The 15260-nt window shown below is 41.7% G+C and carries 19 protein-coding genes and 1 riboswitch; all 19 genes read right to left on the bottom strand.

The features are described from left to right. Window positions 1–4: 4 nt before the first annotated feature. The 19 genes from sufU to ACOSV2_RS16975 all read right to left on the bottom strand — a co-directional run bounded on the left by sufU (window position 5) and on the right by ACOSV2_RS16975 (window position 15252). Window positions 5–445: a Fe-S cluster assembly sulfur transfer protein SufU gene (gene sufU, locus ACOSV2_RS17065; protein WP_149156675.1), complete on the bottom strand. Its 441-nt coding sequence runs from the start codon at window positions 443–445 to the stop codon at window positions 5–7. After that, window positions 435–1664, bottom strand: a complete 1230-nt coding sequence (locus ACOSV2_RS17060) for a cysteine desulfurase (protein WP_428976175.1) — start codon at window positions 1662–1664, stop codon at window positions 435–437. The genes sufU and ACOSV2_RS17060 overlap by 11 nt, the downstream gene beginning before the upstream one ends. Further along, the gene (sufD, locus tag ACOSV2_RS17055; protein WP_428976174.1) at window positions 1664–2974 is read right to left on the bottom strand and encodes a Fe-S cluster assembly protein SufD; all 1311 of its coding nucleotides are present in this window, start codon (window positions 2972–2974) and stop codon (window positions 1664–1666) included. The genes ACOSV2_RS17060 and sufD overlap by 1 nt, the downstream gene beginning before the upstream one ends. A gap of 17 nt (window positions 2975–2991) precedes the next feature. After that, window positions 2992–3777 carry a Fe-S cluster assembly ATPase SufC gene (gene sufC, locus ACOSV2_RS17050; RefSeq protein ID WP_064092886.1) on the bottom strand — a complete coding sequence of 262 codons (786 nt, stop codon included), beginning with the start codon at window positions 3775–3777 and terminating at the stop codon, window positions 2992–2994. A gap of 330 nt (window positions 3778–4107) precedes the next feature. Further along, complete coding sequence (locus ACOSV2_RS17045) at window positions 4108–4266, bottom strand: hypothetical protein (protein WP_181778084.1); 159 nt, start codon at window positions 4264–4266, stop codon at window positions 4108–4110. Between the two features lie 484 nt (window positions 4267–4750). Then, window positions 4751–5116 (bottom strand): carboxymuconolactone decarboxylase family protein, encoded by a 366-nt coding sequence (locus tag ACOSV2_RS17040; RefSeq protein ID WP_113969020.1) that lies wholly within the window; start codon window positions 5114–5116, stop codon window positions 4751–4753. A gap of 136 nt (window positions 5117–5252) precedes the next feature. Then, entirely contained in the window at window positions 5253–6074 is an 822-nt protein-coding gene (locus ACOSV2_RS17035; RefSeq protein ID WP_428976173.1) for a MetQ/NlpA family ABC transporter substrate-binding protein, read from the bottom strand. A 15-nt stretch (window positions 6075–6089) separates the two neighbouring features. Next, window positions 6090–6758, bottom strand: coding sequence for a methionine ABC transporter permease (locus tag ACOSV2_RS17030; protein ID WP_148970063.1), 669 nt, complete (start codon window positions 6756–6758; stop codon window positions 6090–6092). Next, on the bottom strand, window positions 6755–7777 hold the full coding sequence (locus tag ACOSV2_RS17025; protein ID WP_428976172.1) for a methionine ABC transporter ATP-binding protein: 1023 nt from the start codon (window positions 7775–7777) through the stop codon (window positions 6755–6757). The genes ACOSV2_RS17030 and ACOSV2_RS17025 overlap by 4 nt, the downstream gene beginning before the upstream one ends. Window positions 7778–7926: 149 nt before the next feature. Next, a riboswitch (SAM riboswitch) is annotated at window positions 7927–8033 on the bottom strand. A 110-nt stretch (window positions 8034–8143) separates the two neighbouring features. Continuing rightward, window positions 8144–8494 carry a hypothetical protein gene (locus ACOSV2_RS17020; RefSeq protein ID WP_428976171.1) on the bottom strand — a complete coding sequence of 117 codons (351 nt, stop codon included), beginning with the start codon at window positions 8492–8494 and terminating at the stop codon, window positions 8144–8146. Window positions 8495–8772: 278 nt separating this feature from the next. Further along, entirely contained in the window at window positions 8773–9087 is a 315-nt protein-coding gene (locus ACOSV2_RS17015; RefSeq protein ID WP_428976295.1) for a thioredoxin family protein, read from the bottom strand. Between the two features lie 5 nt (window positions 9088–9092). Next, a complete protein-coding gene (locus tag ACOSV2_RS17010; protein WP_113969161.1) occupies window positions 9093–9452 on the bottom strand; it encodes a toprim domain-containing protein in 360 nt (119 codons plus the stop codon). Window positions 9453–9633: 181 nt separating this feature from the next. Continuing rightward, window positions 9634–9870, bottom strand: a complete 237-nt coding sequence (locus ACOSV2_RS17005) for a YusG family protein (RefSeq protein ID WP_113969025.1) — start codon at window positions 9868–9870, stop codon at window positions 9634–9636. A 99-nt stretch (window positions 9871–9969) separates the two neighbouring features. Further along, a complete protein-coding gene (gene gcvH, locus ACOSV2_RS17000; protein ID WP_428976170.1) occupies window positions 9970–10353 on the bottom strand; it encodes a glycine cleavage system protein GcvH in 384 nt (127 codons plus the stop codon). 128 nt (window positions 10354–10481) lie between these two features. Beyond that, window positions 10482–10838 (bottom strand): arsenate reductase family protein, encoded by a 357-nt coding sequence (locus ACOSV2_RS16995; RefSeq protein ID WP_428976294.1) that lies wholly within the window; start codon window positions 10836–10838, stop codon window positions 10482–10484. Between the two features lie 117 nt (window positions 10839–10955). Next, the gene (locus ACOSV2_RS16990; protein WP_428976169.1) at window positions 10956–11258 is read right to left on the bottom strand and encodes an ArsR/SmtB family transcription factor; all 303 of its coding nucleotides are present in this window, start codon (window positions 11256–11258) and stop codon (window positions 10956–10958) included. A 32-nt stretch (window positions 11259–11290) separates the two neighbouring features. Beyond that, complete coding sequence (locus ACOSV2_RS16985) at window positions 11291–12070, bottom strand: SDR family NAD(P)-dependent oxidoreductase (protein ID WP_428976168.1); 780 nt, start codon at window positions 12068–12070, stop codon at window positions 11291–11293. 148 nt (window positions 12071–12218) lie between these two features. Beyond that, window positions 12219–14003: an acyl-CoA dehydrogenase family protein gene (locus tag ACOSV2_RS16980; RefSeq protein ID WP_428976167.1), complete on the bottom strand. Its 1785-nt coding sequence runs from the start codon at window positions 14001–14003 to the stop codon at window positions 12219–12221. A gap of 70 nt (window positions 14004–14073) precedes the next feature. Continuing rightward, the gene (locus tag ACOSV2_RS16975; protein WP_113969031.1) at window positions 14074–15252 is read right to left on the bottom strand and encodes an acetyl-CoA C-acetyltransferase; all 1179 of its coding nucleotides are present in this window, start codon (window positions 15250–15252) and stop codon (window positions 14074–14076) included. Between the last annotated feature and the right edge of the window lie 8 nt (window positions 15253–15260).

The raw sequence follows: 15260 nt of genomic DNA, 5'->3' as shown, positions 1-15260 counted from the left end.
GAGCTTATTCCTGCTCTTCTTCTTGGACTCCTTTTTCCATCGCTTTCCAAGCCAGCGTCGCACATTTGATACGGGCCGGGAATTTAGCGACTCCTTGTAATGCTTCTATATCTCCTAAATCCACATCGTCGTCATAGTCATTGCCTTGCATCATATCAGAGAAGATCTTGGAAAGCTTCAATGCTTTCTCAATCTCTTTCCCTTTAACCGCCTGGGTCATCATCGAAGCAGAAGCCATGGAGATGGAACAGCCTTCTCCGTCAAACTTCGCATCCTGAACGATTCCATCTTCCACCTTTAAAGTAAGGTGTATGCGATCTCCACAAGTAGGGTTATTCATATCGATGGTAAAGCTTCCATCCTCTAAAGAACCTTTGTTTCGTGGATTCTTATAATGATCCATGATGACTTGTCGATATAACTGATCTAAATTATTAAAAGACATCGCTGAAAAACTCCTTTGTCTTCAATAGGCCTGCAACAAGTTTATCAATATCTTCTTCCGTATTATAGAGGTAGAAGCTGGCACGTGCTGTTGCGGATACGTTCAACCACTTCATCAGCGGTTGTGCACAGTGATGACCCGCTCGAACGGCAATCCCTTCAGCATCAAGGACGGTTGCCACATCATGCGGATGAACATCATCAATGTTAAACGTAACAAGACCTGCGCGCATTCCGGGATCACTTGGTCCGAAAATTTTCATACCTTCGACTTCATTCATTTTCTCCAATGCATAAGCTGCAAGCTTATGTTCATGTTCTTCAATGTTATGAAGTCCTACTTCTTCAAGGAAATCAATTGCAGCTCCAAGTCCAATGGCACCTGCAATGATAGGTGTACCGCCTTCAAACTTCCACGGTAGCTCTTTCCAAGTGGATTCCTGAAGCCCGACAAAGTCGATCATTTCCCCACCGAATTCTACCGGTTCCATTTTGTTCAGGTGTTTTTTCTTACCGTAAAGTACTCCGATCCCTGTAGGACCTACCATTTTATGACCTGAGAAGGCAAAGAAATCACAGTCAAGATCTTGTACGTCGACTTTCATATGTGGAGCAGCCTGTGCCCCGTCAACGACCATGACTGCCCCATTTTCATGAGCAATCCTGGTGATTTCCTTGATTGGATTCATTGTACCAAGCACGTTTGAGACCATCATGATCGAAACAATTTTCGTTTGTGATGTGACAGTCGCTCGGACATCTTCAATCGAAATCGTTCCATCCTCTTGAAGGGGAACATATTTCAACGCCGCTCCGGTCTCTTTGGCTAACTGTTGCCAAGGTATGATATTACTGTGATGCTCCATGTGAGTGATCACAATTTCGTCACCCTCGGACAGATTGGCACGACCATAGCTTGCTGCAACTGTATTGATTGCTGTTGTCGTTCCACGGGTAAAGATCACTTCTTGAGTAGAGGAAGCGTTAATGAAATTGCGGACCTTTTCACGGGCACCTTCATATCCATCTGTCGCTCTCGTCCCAAGAGTATGCACTCCCCGGTGAACATTTGAGTTATATCCACGATAATAGTCATTCATCGCTTCGATAACGGAAACCGGTTTTTGCGATGTTGCGGCACTGTCAAGATAAACAAGTGGATGGCCATTTACTTCCTGGTTGAGAATCGGAAATTGTTTACGAATCTCTTTTACATCCATTAGTTTACTTTCCTTTCGATGACCTCAACAAGTTGTTTCTTAACTCCTTCAATCGGTAATTGTTTTACCACAGGAGCCAAGAAGCCATGAATAACCAGACGTTCCGCTTCATGCTGTGGGATTCCACGACTCATTAGGTAATAAAGTTGCAGCGGATCCACTCGACCTACAGAAGCAGCATGTCCTGCCGTTACGTCATCTTCATCGATAAGAAGGATAGGATTCGCATCTCCACGTGCTTTTTCACTAAGCATCAATACGCGAGATTCCTGCTCTGCATTCGACTTAGACGCACCGTGTTCAATCTTACCGATACCATTGAAGATGGAAGATGCTTCATCTTTCATCACTCCATGCTTAAGGATGTATCCTTCAGAGTTTTTACCAAAGTGAACAACCTTCGTCGTGAAGTTTTGTTTCTGTTTTCCGCGCCCAACGACAACGGTTTTTGTGTCACCATATGAGCCATCACCCATAAGATTTGTCACGTTTTCTGAAACGGTGTCTCCATCGTTCATTAATCCAAGAGCCCACTCGATTCGAGCATCTCTTTGGGCAATTCCACGGCGGTTGACATACGTTGTTAATCCGCTTGTTAAATTATCCACAGCACCGTATTCCACTTTAGCATTATTGTTTGCCAAAACTTCCGTAACGATGTTGTATACGCCGTTTTCCACATTTGTTGTAGAAATGTAGTTTTCAACATACGTTACAGAGCTGTTGTCTTCAGCCACTACTAATACGTGGTTGAACATCGCTACTTCACTATTGTCATGAAGGTATACCGCTTGAATCGGTTGAGTCAATTCCACATTTTTTGGAATGTAAAGGAAAACTCCTCCATTCATCAACGCGGCATGAAGGGCTGTAAGCTTATGCTCATCCGTTTTCACACCTTCAGTCATGAAGTACTTCTGTACAAGTTCACTGTGATCTTTTACAGCTGTGAAAATATCCGTAAAAATAACACCATTGTCTTTTAATTCGTTTGAAAGAGAAAGAAAAGCAGGTGTGTTATTTCGTTGAATATAAAGACTTTGGTCACTGCTTTCTAAATCAACTAATTCTTTTGCTTCATCCGGCAACTCACTCAATGATGAGAACGTATCACTTTCCACTGTATGCTTCTGGAATTGAGTAAAATTCCAATTCGTGATTTTCGTTTTATCAGCAACTGGAAGGCTTAGATCCTTTACTTTATCAAAGGCATCTGTACGAAGGGTTGTTAACCATTCCGGCTCTCCAAGTTGTTTTGAGTAGGAGCTGACATAGTCCTGATCTACTGGTAGTTTCGTTTCTACAGTCATTTTCATCCCCCTAACACTTACGCTTCTTGGCCAACAGTTTCGTCTTTGATTCCTAACTCTTCTTTAATCCAGTCATATCCTTCTGCTTCAAGGCGTTGTGCCAATTCTTTCCCGCCTGATTTCACAATGCGTCCTTGCATCATAACGTGAACATGATCAGGAGTGATGTAGTTAAGAAGACGCTGATAGTGAGTGATGATCAAGCAACCGAAATCCTCACCGCGCATTTTATTGATTCCTTTTGATACAACCTTAAGGGCATCGATATCAAGACCAGAGTCAATCTCGTCAAGGATGGCAATCTTAGGTTGTAACATCATTAATTGAAGGATTTCATTACGTTTCTTCTCTCCACCGGAGAATCCTTCGTTTAAGTAACGCTGTGCCATATCCGGATCCATTTCAAGGTATTCCATTTCAGAATCCATTTTGCGGATGAATTTCATAAGAGAAATTTCTTCGCCTTCTTCGCGACGGCTATTGATTGCTGAACGTAAGAAGTCTGCATTCGTTACACCATTGATTTCACTTGGATACTGCATTGCAAGGAATAGACCTACGCGAGCGCGCTCATCCACTTCCATTTCAAGCACATCTTCACCGTCGAAGTGAATGCTTCCCTTTGTCACTTCATACTTTGGATGACCCATAATAGCAGAAGATAAAGTAGATTTACCTGTACCATTCGGTCCCATTACTGCGTGGATTTCTCCACCTTTAATTTCAAGGTTAACCCCTTTCAGGATTTCCTTCCCTTCAATCTCAACATGAAGATCTTTAATTGTTAAAGTAGAACCTGCCATGTATATTTACCTCCGTGACTTTATAATGAATTTAAGAATTAAATTCTTTAATCATTCTCAATTTATTCTCATTACAATCTTATAACAAATAAAAGCTATTATCAACTTTTTCAACTATACCGATAGTGTAAACTTGACTAGATAACCCTTTTCTATTGTTGACCTAAAATAAAGGAAAAATGTAGGGATACAATCTCCAGTCACCGTCATGAAGAACATAACGACACTGATGGAAATTGAAATCAATCCGATCGTCCGCTTTTTCCTTTGGTTATTAACGCATAAAAAAACCAGTGCAACGTCTACACTGGTTTTCTTTTTTCTTCCTTATTATATATTAGCGTGCACCTTACGATCAAATGCCGCAATCATTCGTCTGCTTTCCTTATAGTCCTGCTCTCTTCTTTTCTCTACTTGCATTCTGACTTCATGCTTTCGTTTGTACACCTCATAACCAATCCCATGGGCTCCATGCATTGCCTTTTCCATTTCACTTGTGTACGAGATACTCTCAAGAGAGTCGATAACGAATCATTCCTTTCAGGTTTTTAATTACTTTACAACTATACTACCCCCTCGTTCACAAGACAAAACCAGTATAGGGTCATTTTTTCTTAAATTCATCCTTTTCACCCTAACCTCAAGGGGTTACCTTTAAGTTTTCACAAAATTCCGCCATTATACTGCCAATTAATAGCGTACCTGTGGAAAATTATAAGTTCGAGTGAATATTTATTAGATTATTTCCATGGGTGTGTTTATTATCCATGATACTCAGCTAGTAGTGGTTGATTTCCGCTACAGGTGCTCGCTTTCCGCGGGGCGTGAGTTGAGCACCTTCCACTCCAATCAACTTAGTAATACGTTTTTAATCCACTATTCATTTTTCTAGAATAAAAATAGCCACTATAAAACAATCGACCATCTTTCTCTTCCACAAAAAAACGGGAAGTGTATTACCTCCCGTTAGTCGTTATTGCTTCAATTGATTCAAATCCTGAATGGATTGCTGTACTAATGTCACAGCCTGACTCATGACCGCTCCGCCTCCGAATGCAGCGGTTACTCCGATTGCTTCAAGGATTTCTTCTTCTGAACATCCTTGATCCAGGCATCCTTTTGTGTGGTAGATTATGCAATATTCATCCTGGGAATATAGGCTGATTCCTAACGCGATCAACTGCTTTTCTTTTTTAGTAAGAACTCCTTCTCGAAAGCAGTGCTCAGTGAACGCATTGTACTGCTCGGCCAGCTCAGGCATTTTTTCAGTGAAGATCCCAAGTCCCATTTTATAATCATGAAGGGCAGCTTCTGTTGTATTTCTTGGTTCCATCTGCATTTCATTCAGCTCCATTTCTGAAATAGATTCATCGGAAATAGTATGAACCAATAAGGAAATGATTATGTTAAAAAGTTTGGAAGACCTTACAATGAAAAAACCCGATTCTGATCAATATCAGTATCGGGTTTCGATATTATTCACTTACCGGAACGACGGCTCCATCCCATTCTTCATTGATGAAGTCCTGGATTTCTTTCGAACGCAGTGCTTCCACTAGTGCTTTTACTTCCTCTTTGTTTTCATCACCTTTGTTCACTGCAATCACATTCACATAAGGAGAGTTACTATCTTCAATGGCAATTGAATCTTCAAGGGGTTTCAACCCTGCATCAATGGCATAGTTAGAGTTGATGACAACCGCGTCTCCTTCTTCGTTTTCATACATTTGTGGGAGAAGAGCTGCTTCGTACTCATAATCAAATTGAAGGTTTCTAGGGTTTTCTTTGATGTCTTCAAGTTGGGCTTGCGTATTTTCCACCCCATCCTTTAAGGTGATGAGTCCTTTTTTCTCTAATAATGTAAGGATACGTCCATGATCCGATACAGAGTTACTCATTAAGATCGTAGCGCCTTCAGGGAGCTCCTCGAGAGATTTGTGTTTTTTCGAATAAACACCGATCGGCTCAATATGAATTCCGCCTGCATTGACAAAATCATATTCATTTTCCTTCATTTGCAAGTCCATATAAGGAATGGTTTGGAAATAGTTTGCGTCAATATCCCCATTGTCCAAATCTTTATTAGGGAGGATATAGTCTTGATACGTCTCAATTTGCAAGTCGATCCCTTTTTCTTCTAAGACAGGCTTCACTTGTTCAAGGATTTCAGCGTGTGGAATATTAGAAGCTCCTACTACCAATTCCTTTTCGTCATTTCCGGAACCCGAATCACTCCCACATGCTGCCAAGCCAAATATACTAGTTGCTGCTATAACTCCTGCTACCCATTTTTTCATTTCATTTCTCTCCTTTTATCTTTTATCTAATTTATTTGTAAAGAAATCACCCAGTATCTGAATTGCAAACACAATGAGTAAAATCATAATGGTTGCGGCAATCGTCACGTCTTCCCTGCTTCGTTGGAAGCCATCCAAATAAGCTAAGTTACCAAGTCCACCTGCTCCGATGACCCCGGCCATTGCCGTGTATCCAACAAGGGCGATGGCTGTCACCGTAATTCCTGAAATCAAAGCCGGCATGGATTCTGGTATCAGTACTTTCCATATAATTGTGCTGGTCTTTGCCCCCATCGCTTTCGCGGCTTCGATGACGCCTTTGTTCACTTCTCTTAAAGCAATTTCTACCATGCGGGCGTAAAACGGAGCAGCCCCGATGATCAGTGCCGGCAGAGCTGCATTCGCTCCACGGATTGTGTCCAATAAAAACTTGGTGAACGGAATTAACAACACGATCAAAATAATGAATGGAATTGATCTGAACACATTTACAACTGCACTTGTAATCGTATATGTCAGTTTGTTATCCCATAGATTTTCCTTAGAAGTAAGGAAGAGCAAAATCCCAAGGATCATTCCAAGTACAAAGGTAATCAATACAGACATCCCGGTCATATACAGGGTTTCGAGGGTTGCTTCCCACATCTTCTCCCAATCTACATTTGGAAATAAGTTTTCAATCATCCTCTCAACACCTCCACTTGAACCAGTTGCATTTGAGCAAACGCCAATGCATCATTAATGGTTTGTTCCTCCCCGTCAAGGTGAACAAATAACGTTCCATAGGCACCTTTTTGGGTTTGGGAGATTTGACCTTGCAGGATGTTTACGTCTAAGTCAAACTTTCTTATCAGCGCGGTGATGAGCGGCTGCTCAGTTGATTCACCTACAAAAGTGAATTTCAGCACTTTTCCATTAGGATATTGCGTCAATAGGTGGTCAATGGTTGGATCCGTTTCCTTTACTTGCGAGACTTCTCTTACAAAACGCTTTGTCACTTGCTCTTGTGGATTTCTGAACACTTCCAATACATCCCCGAGTTCCACGACTTTTCCCTGTTCCATGACTGCGACACGATGACAGATCTTTTGAATCACGTGCATTTCGTGAGTGATCAAGACTATCGTCAGCCCTAAGCGTTTATTAATATCCACCAATAGATCAAGGATGGAATCGGTTGTTTGTGGATCTAGAGCGGAAGTAGCTTCATCACATAGAAGGACATCGGGATTGTTCGCAAGCGATCTGGCAATCCCCACCCGTTGTTTCTGTCCGCCGCTCAGTTGAGACGGATAGGCATCTCCTCTGCCTTCCAATCCAACAAGCTTCAGTAATTCATTGGCTCTTTGTACTCTCTCTTTCTTTGATACTCCAGCAATTTCTAACGGGAACTGGATATTTTCCAACACAGTACGAGACCAGAGGAGATTAAAGTGTTGAAATATCATCCCTATTGACTGTCTTGCTTCCCGAAGCTTTTTACCCTTTACTTGGGAAACGATTTGTCCGTTCACGTCCACTATTCCATCTGTAGGAACTTCAAGACCATTAAGCATGCGGATCAGCGTACTCTTACCTGCCCCACTATAGCCAATCACTCCAAAAATTTCTCCTTGGGCAATCTCGATATTGACGCCATCAACGGCTGAGATCGGACCGGATTTGGATTGATAGATTTTCTTCACATCTGAAATGGTAATCATGTTGTATTCCACCTTCTTTCGGAGTAAAACGACCCGTTTAATCAGAATTATAGTTGTACTTATCTGATGTTTCCTGCTCCTTTTCTGAAGCAATAAAAAATGCCTTCCTGCGATAAGCAGAAAGGCATAATCATATAGGACTATCCTTTCTCTCATCTTTCAAAGCAAATGCTTTGAGTGAATTGGCACCATTTCAATTTTCATTGACGGTTGCCGGGCTTCATAGGGCACGTCCCTCCACCTCTCTTAATAAGAGTTAAGTATATTATTTAATTATTTGGAATAGTTAAAGACTCTGAAAATTTGCTACAAGAGAGATTCTATCACCGGATATAGTGTGTGTCAATTATTTTTTCTCTTCGATGTTTAAACTTCAATCGGCTCTTTTTCTCTGGATCTCGTTAGCCAAAGGACCGACTCCACAAATAAGAGTGGACGATACCCTCCCCTTATAGCCAGGGATCCGTCCTCAATCAGTTGAGACAACCGTTCTTCCCCCGAAAGTAGAGAAATCAGTGTTTCCTCAACCCCTTCAATGACGAAATGAGCGTCACCACTTAAATCGTCTAATAATGCGCACCTCTTACTCGAAATAATAATGCCGTATATGTCACTTCCACAATCAAAATGAAGAATAAATGGGTTGTCTGGAAATAAGAGTCGTAAGTGATATCTTGAATGACACTGATCTACTAATCCCTCTAAATATATTCGCATGATTACCCTCCCAGTGAAACTTCTATATAATAACAATTCCACTTTTAGGTATTTTACCCTTCAATACTTTCTCGACATGTTTTGAACCGGTCCATCTTATTTGTCGAACAGTAAGAATTTGGATGATGTCTAGTCAAAATATGATGCCATTCGTAACATTTCCCGAGAAATATGTCTTCGTTTGTAGAAAGAAAATGGTTCTATAATTGTATTTCATGAGGAAATAGGTGAAATCAGACAAATAAAAAAGACCTTCTCCTTAAAGGTCTCTTATCCCTCTAACTATCCGCGGTCTTGTTTAGGGTTTCATATAAAAATGGCACGGATTGAAAGGCATAAATCCTTTCCTGTTCGACACCATCCTTAAATAAAAGCAGGCAGGGTACACTTTCGATGGATTGCTCTTCTGCAAATTGGGGCAAGTAATTCAAGTTGGACTTCGTAAAATGAAAGGATTGTGGAAGCTTCTCCACTACGTCAATCATCTTGCTTGCAACCTGACAGGTACCACACATCGGTGTATAAAGATAAACAGCTTCGAACGCATGTTTTTCAATCAATTCTTTTAAAGTTTCGGTACTACTTACCTCAATCAAAACTAGATCATCCTTTTTCCTAGAAATTCTTTATGAACGTCTATATTGGCTCCTATAAGCACTGACGCCAGGTGATACTCCGGTGCTGCGGCCACTTCCTTGTACATACGATCAATATACAAATGTTCAGCTTCTGGAAACTCACGTTTAAATTGCTTGCGTAGTTTTTCACCTGCATCATCAGCATCTACTAATATATAGACATCCCTTTCCAATAGAGCATCAATGAGTTCGTCCATTTTTGTAATGCTAATGGTCCCGTTTGTACAAATAATTTCAATCGGTTCTTTGATGATACCCCTTACTTTACGTTTGTCCGTTGTTCCTTCGACAATGATTACTTTTTCGTCAAGTTCCATCATGATCATCACCTTATCTTTCATAAATAAGATTACGATAGTATATTCAAATAACAAGAGATGATGTCCACTTTCTACTTATATTTTCTCATGTTTATAAAAAAAAGTGCAAGTGGTTTGCCTAAATCATCTATTTATACAAATGGTGCCAGATCCATAAATGAATCTGGCACCATGAGCCTCTCTAACACCAGCCACCCTCATCACAATCGGTGTATCTTGCTTGATCGCCTTCTGTGGAAGTGTAGCTTTGATAAATTTTATTTTCTTTTGCTTCAAAGTTCGGCTCCATGGTTATTCCGTCAAGAGGCAGAGCCATTCTGCCGATCGGCTGATTATCCAAATATAGTTCTACTTCACCATCTTTAAGTTTTCCTGTCACTCTATTGGTTACATCTAATTTCTTAGGCTCTAGTACCATTTGTGTTCATCCTTTCTTTTGGAAAAAACGTCTACTCATATGGTACCCAAAATTAAAAACAAAACACCTTGAGAAATTCTCAAGGTGCTTCTGAAGATATTATCCTGCATTAATCATTTCGTCATACTGTTCAGCTGTCATAAGCTTGTCTACTTCTCCAGCTTCTGTTGGCTCAACTACGATCATCCATGCTTTTTCATAAGGTGATTCGTTCACGAATTCAGGGCTATCAGATAGCTCTTCATTCACTTCTACCACCTTACCCGATACAGGTGCATATAGCTCAGAAACGGTTTTAACCGATTCAACGCTACCGAATGGCTCGTCCGCTTTGATTTCATCTCCAACCTCTGGTAACTCAACGAAAACGATATCGCCCAGTTCAGATTGCGCAAATGATGTGATTCCAACGCGTAGATTTTCCCCTTCAACTTTGACCCACTCATGTTCTTCTGAATAACGAAGTTCTTTCGGTGTACTCATTCTCTATCCCTCCAAATGCTAGTTATACAACCTAATATTGACACACTTTTCATTGAAAAAGCAAGAAAACTAAGTGTGAATAATGAAACTTTTTCATCGTCCATGAACTGGTAATCACAGACCTCTTTTTACTTCCAGGTTTCTTCAAAGGTTTCTTCCTTGAAACCTACTGTCACCTTGTTCCCATCCGTTGTGATTGGACGCTTGATCAGCATCCCGTCTGTGGAAAGGATTTCTAATAATTCCTCATCTGAAGCTGAGTTCACTTTATCTTTCAAGCCTAGTTCACGATACTTTTTACCACTTGTATTGAAGAACTTTTTAAGAGGTAAACCGCTCTTTTCATATAGGCTTTTGAGCTCGTCTTTTGACGGTGGGTTTTCGGCAATATGTATTTCATTCAATGCTATATCTTGATCTTCAAGCCACTTTTTTGCTTTCCGGCACGTACCACACGTTGGATAAGAATAAAAAGTCAACAACATCATTCCACCACCTTTCATTATGATCTGGATGAAGCATGGCTCCATCCAGTATTCTGTATTGCACGAATCTATCTCTACATTCGACAATATTCATTATTATCCTTCTTTTGTGAAACATTACTCACATTGTTTTTCAACCGTCTCAACCAGTTCCTTCAGAAGGACGGTCGCATTACCCAATTCAAGAGAATAGAAGCGTTGCGTCCCCTTTTGCTCTAATGACACTAATTGCTGATCTCTCAGGATCTTTAAATGGTGGGAAACAGCAGGGCGTGATAATGTTAGGTTTTCAGTAATTTGATTGACCGTAAGAGGTTCTTGTTCGGCAAGAAGTAATATTATGTCCTGACGATAAGGATCACTCAGTGCTTGAAATAATGGAATGCAAGCACGAAATGTATCGATTGCTTTTTGACCCATAGTCTTCTCCCTTCAAACTCATTCACATTCAATTATACCCGTTCTTGTACTTTACGAACAATATTTGTGACCATTTTCCTCGGCATAAAACGGATGGATTGAGTCAGCATTCTGTTTTTAAGACCTGGGATGATAACGGTTTTGTTCTTCGTCATCATTTGGTTATACCCCTCTTCTACCACTTCTTCCACGCTCATCACACCAGACTGAAATAGTTTTGAAGACTGCAGGTCCGCTGCATCGCTGAATCCCGTTTTGGTAGCTCCGGGGCACAAAGCGGTCACGTTCACTCCGTGTGGTCCCCATTCATTTGCCAGAGCTTCTGAGAATGAAAGGACATACGCTTTTGTCGCATAGTAAACGGCCATTAATGGACCCGGTTGGAATGCGGCTGTTGATGCTACATTCAGGATTTGTCCACGTTTCTGGTTCACCATTTCTTTTCCAAAATACTTGCTTAGCTCGGTAAGGGCTGTGATATTCACTTGAATCATATCCAGCTCTTTTGAGAGCACTGTTTGTTCGAATTCACCAAATAAACCAAAGCCTGCATTATTGATAAGGATATCAACCTGAATCCCTTTTGCTTTCACTTCCTCATATAACGTTTTAGATGCTCCTGGTTTGGAAAGGTCTGATGGTATGACATATGAGTTTACTCCGTACTTACTCTCTATTTCATTTGATAGAGTACGAAGCTTCTCTTCACTTCTTGCCACGAGAATCACATCATGGCCGGAACCTGCAAATTTATGACTAAAGTGCAAACCGATACCACTTGAAGCCCCTGTAATTAGAACCGTTTTATTCATCTATAGTAACCACCTTATCTTTAATGTTTAAACACTTAAACGTTTAAGTGTTTAAACATATAATAATTAAGAATGAAGTGGATGTCAAGTCGAAACATAATAAAGGGACGGACCTCTGAATCAGAGGTCCGTCCCTTAAACTTTTCAATTAAACTGTATATTTTTCTGCGTCGATCAGCTTTTCTGATGCAACACGTTTGACTGCGATCACGTTGATCGGCGTGTGGCGGGTGAATTTACGAAGTGCGGACAGCATCATACGCAGTGTGTCACCCGTTTCAGTTGCTACTAGTGTTTCTTTCGCATGCTGTTCGATTTCGTTGAATGCTTCTTGACAGAAGATTTGTGTGTAAAGAAGTTTTTGCTGAGCTTTCTCTACTCCACCTTTTTGGATCGCTTTTTCTGTTCTAAGAACAACGGACTCCATCGCGTATGCGTTTGACACAATATCGGCAATGTTCACAAGGATTTCCTGCTCTTTTTCAAGAGCTTTACCGAATTTTTGAGCCGCTAAACCAGATAGCATCAAGCCGATTTTCTTCGCGTTTTTCACAAGGTATTTTTCCTGAGCAAGTGGCTCATCTCCAACTTCTTCAGGCATAAGCATCATTAATTCCTCTTGAAGGGCCTGTGCTTTTTGAAGTAATGGAAGTTCACCTTTCATTGCTTTACGCAGGTACGTGCCTGGAACCAGAAGGCGGTTGATTTCATTCGTTCCTTCGAAAATACGATTGATACGAGAGTCACGGTACATTCTTTCAATTTCGTATTCCTGCATGAAACCGTATCCTCCGTGAAGTTGAACACCTTCATCGACTACATAATCCAGTACTTCTGTTGCAAAAAATTTATTCAGTGAACACTCAATCGCGTATTCTGCAATCGACTTTGCCACTTCCGTTCCGTTCTTCACTTCTTCATCTGTAAGCTTGCTCATACGATCCTCGAACAATCCTACTGTACGGTAAACGGAGCTTTCTGCTGCGTATAATTTAGAAGCCATTGTGGCCAGTTTTTCTTTAGTCAGGTTGAAAGCAGAAATTGGTGTTTTGAATTGCTGACGTTGATTCGTGTATTGTACTGTTACCTCTAATGCACGTTTACTCGCTCCGACAGCACCTACCCCTAATTTGTAACGGCCGATGTTTAAAATGTTGAAGGCAATGATATGACCTTTCCCGCTATCTCCAAGAAGGTTTTCAACTGGAATTTCAGCATCCTCCAAGATCAATGTACGGGTGGATGAGCTTTTGATACCCATTTTCTTTTCTTCCGGACCAGTTGAAACACCAGGGAATTCTTTTTCTACGATGAATGCCGAGAAATGCTCCCCATCGATTTTTGCATACACAACGAATACATCAGCAAATGCAGAGTTCGTGATCCACTGCTTCTCACCATTTAAAATGTAGTGAGTACCTTCTGCATTCAATTTAGCTGTCGTTTTAGCTCCCAGGGCATCTGAACCTGAACCCGGCTCTGTTAATGCGTAGGCTGCCAGTTTCTCACCGGTCGCCAGTGGAGGAAGGTATTTTTGCTTTTGTTCTTCGTTACCGAACAGAACGATTGGCAGTGAACCGATTCCAACGTGTGCCCCGTGAGAAATGGAGAATCCACCTGCCCGGGACATTTTTTCAGCAATCAGTGCCGAACTTACTTTATCCAATCCCAGCCCGCCGTACTCTTCAGGAACATCTGCGCCCAGAAGTCCAAGATCCCCCGCTTCTTTTAACAGGCGAACAGAGTGGTCAAATTCATGGTTCTCCAGATTATCGATGACAGGTACCACTTCATTTAATACGTAATCCTCGGTTGTTTTGGCAATCATTTTTTGTTCATCAGAGTATTCCTCCGGTGTGAAAACTTGCTCACAGCTTACATCTTCAATTAAAAAACTTCCACCCTTGATCAGCTTTTCTGTTTGATTCGCCATTTCGAATCCCCCTAAAAATTATTATTTTGAAGGAGTAGGGGGCCTCGACATTCGAGGTCCGTCCCTCCTATTAACCTATTAATTCAAAGACGCCGGCTGCGCCCATTCCGCCGCCGATACACATGGTGACGATACCGAATTGCTGGTTTCTGCGTTTCATTTCGTGTACGAGGGAAAGGGTCAGCTTCGCACCTGTACAGCCCAGCGGATGACCAAGAGCGATGGCTCCACCGTTTACGTTCACTTTTTCTTCATCTATTCCCAGCTGACGAATGACTTGGATGGATTGAGAAGCGAATGCTTCGTTCAGTTCAAAAAGTCCGATATCCGAAAGCTCCAACCCTGCCATTTTCAAGGCCCGAGGAATCGCTTCGACTGGACCGATTCCCATGATTTCCGGTGGCACTCCTGCTACGGCAAAACTTCTGAATTTCGCCATAGGCTGAAGACCAAGGTTTCCGGCTTTTTCACGATCCATTACCATGACCGCCGCCGCCCCGTCACTTGTTTGCGAAGAGTTCCCTGCTGTTACGGACCCCTTTACATTGAAGGCCGGGCGTAACTTAGCCAGAACTTCAGAGCTTGTTTCAGCACGTACACCTTCGTCTTTTGAAAATTGGAATGATTTCTCGACCAGTTTATTTTCATTACTTACTGAACGATGAAGCACATCAACCGGTACGATTTCATCGTCGAATTTCCCTTCAGCGATCGCTTTTGCCGCTTTTTGGTGACTTCTTACTGCAAATGCATCCTGATCTTCACGGGATACGCCGAACTTTCTTGCCACCTGCTCAGCTGTGTGCCCCATACTCATGTAGTATTGAGGCGCATTTTCTGCGAGCTTGGCATTTGGACGGACTACGTGACCCATCATGGGAACAAGGCTCATGGATTCTGCCCCACCTGCAATTGCCGTATCAGAGTGACCAAGCATGATTTTTTCTGCAGCATAAGCAATGGATTGCAATCCCGATGAACAATAACGGTTAATTGTGATGGCCGGTACTGAATCAGGCAGTCCCGCAAGACCACCGATATTTCTTGCCATGTTTAACCCTTGTTCTGCTTCAGGCATCGCGCATCCGATGATCAAATCATCGATATTGCCTTCATAGTTTCCTGCACGTTTGAGGGTTTCTTTAACTACAAGTGCCCCAAGATCATCTGGTCGAACCTGTGCTAATGATCCTTTTCTTGATTTCCCGACTGGTGTTCTTGCACCAGCAACAATGACTGCTTCGCGCATGAAATTCC

The organism is Rossellomorea sp. DUT-2 (genome assembly GCF_052665285.1).
This window is presented reverse-complemented; position numbering and strand designations above follow the sequence as displayed.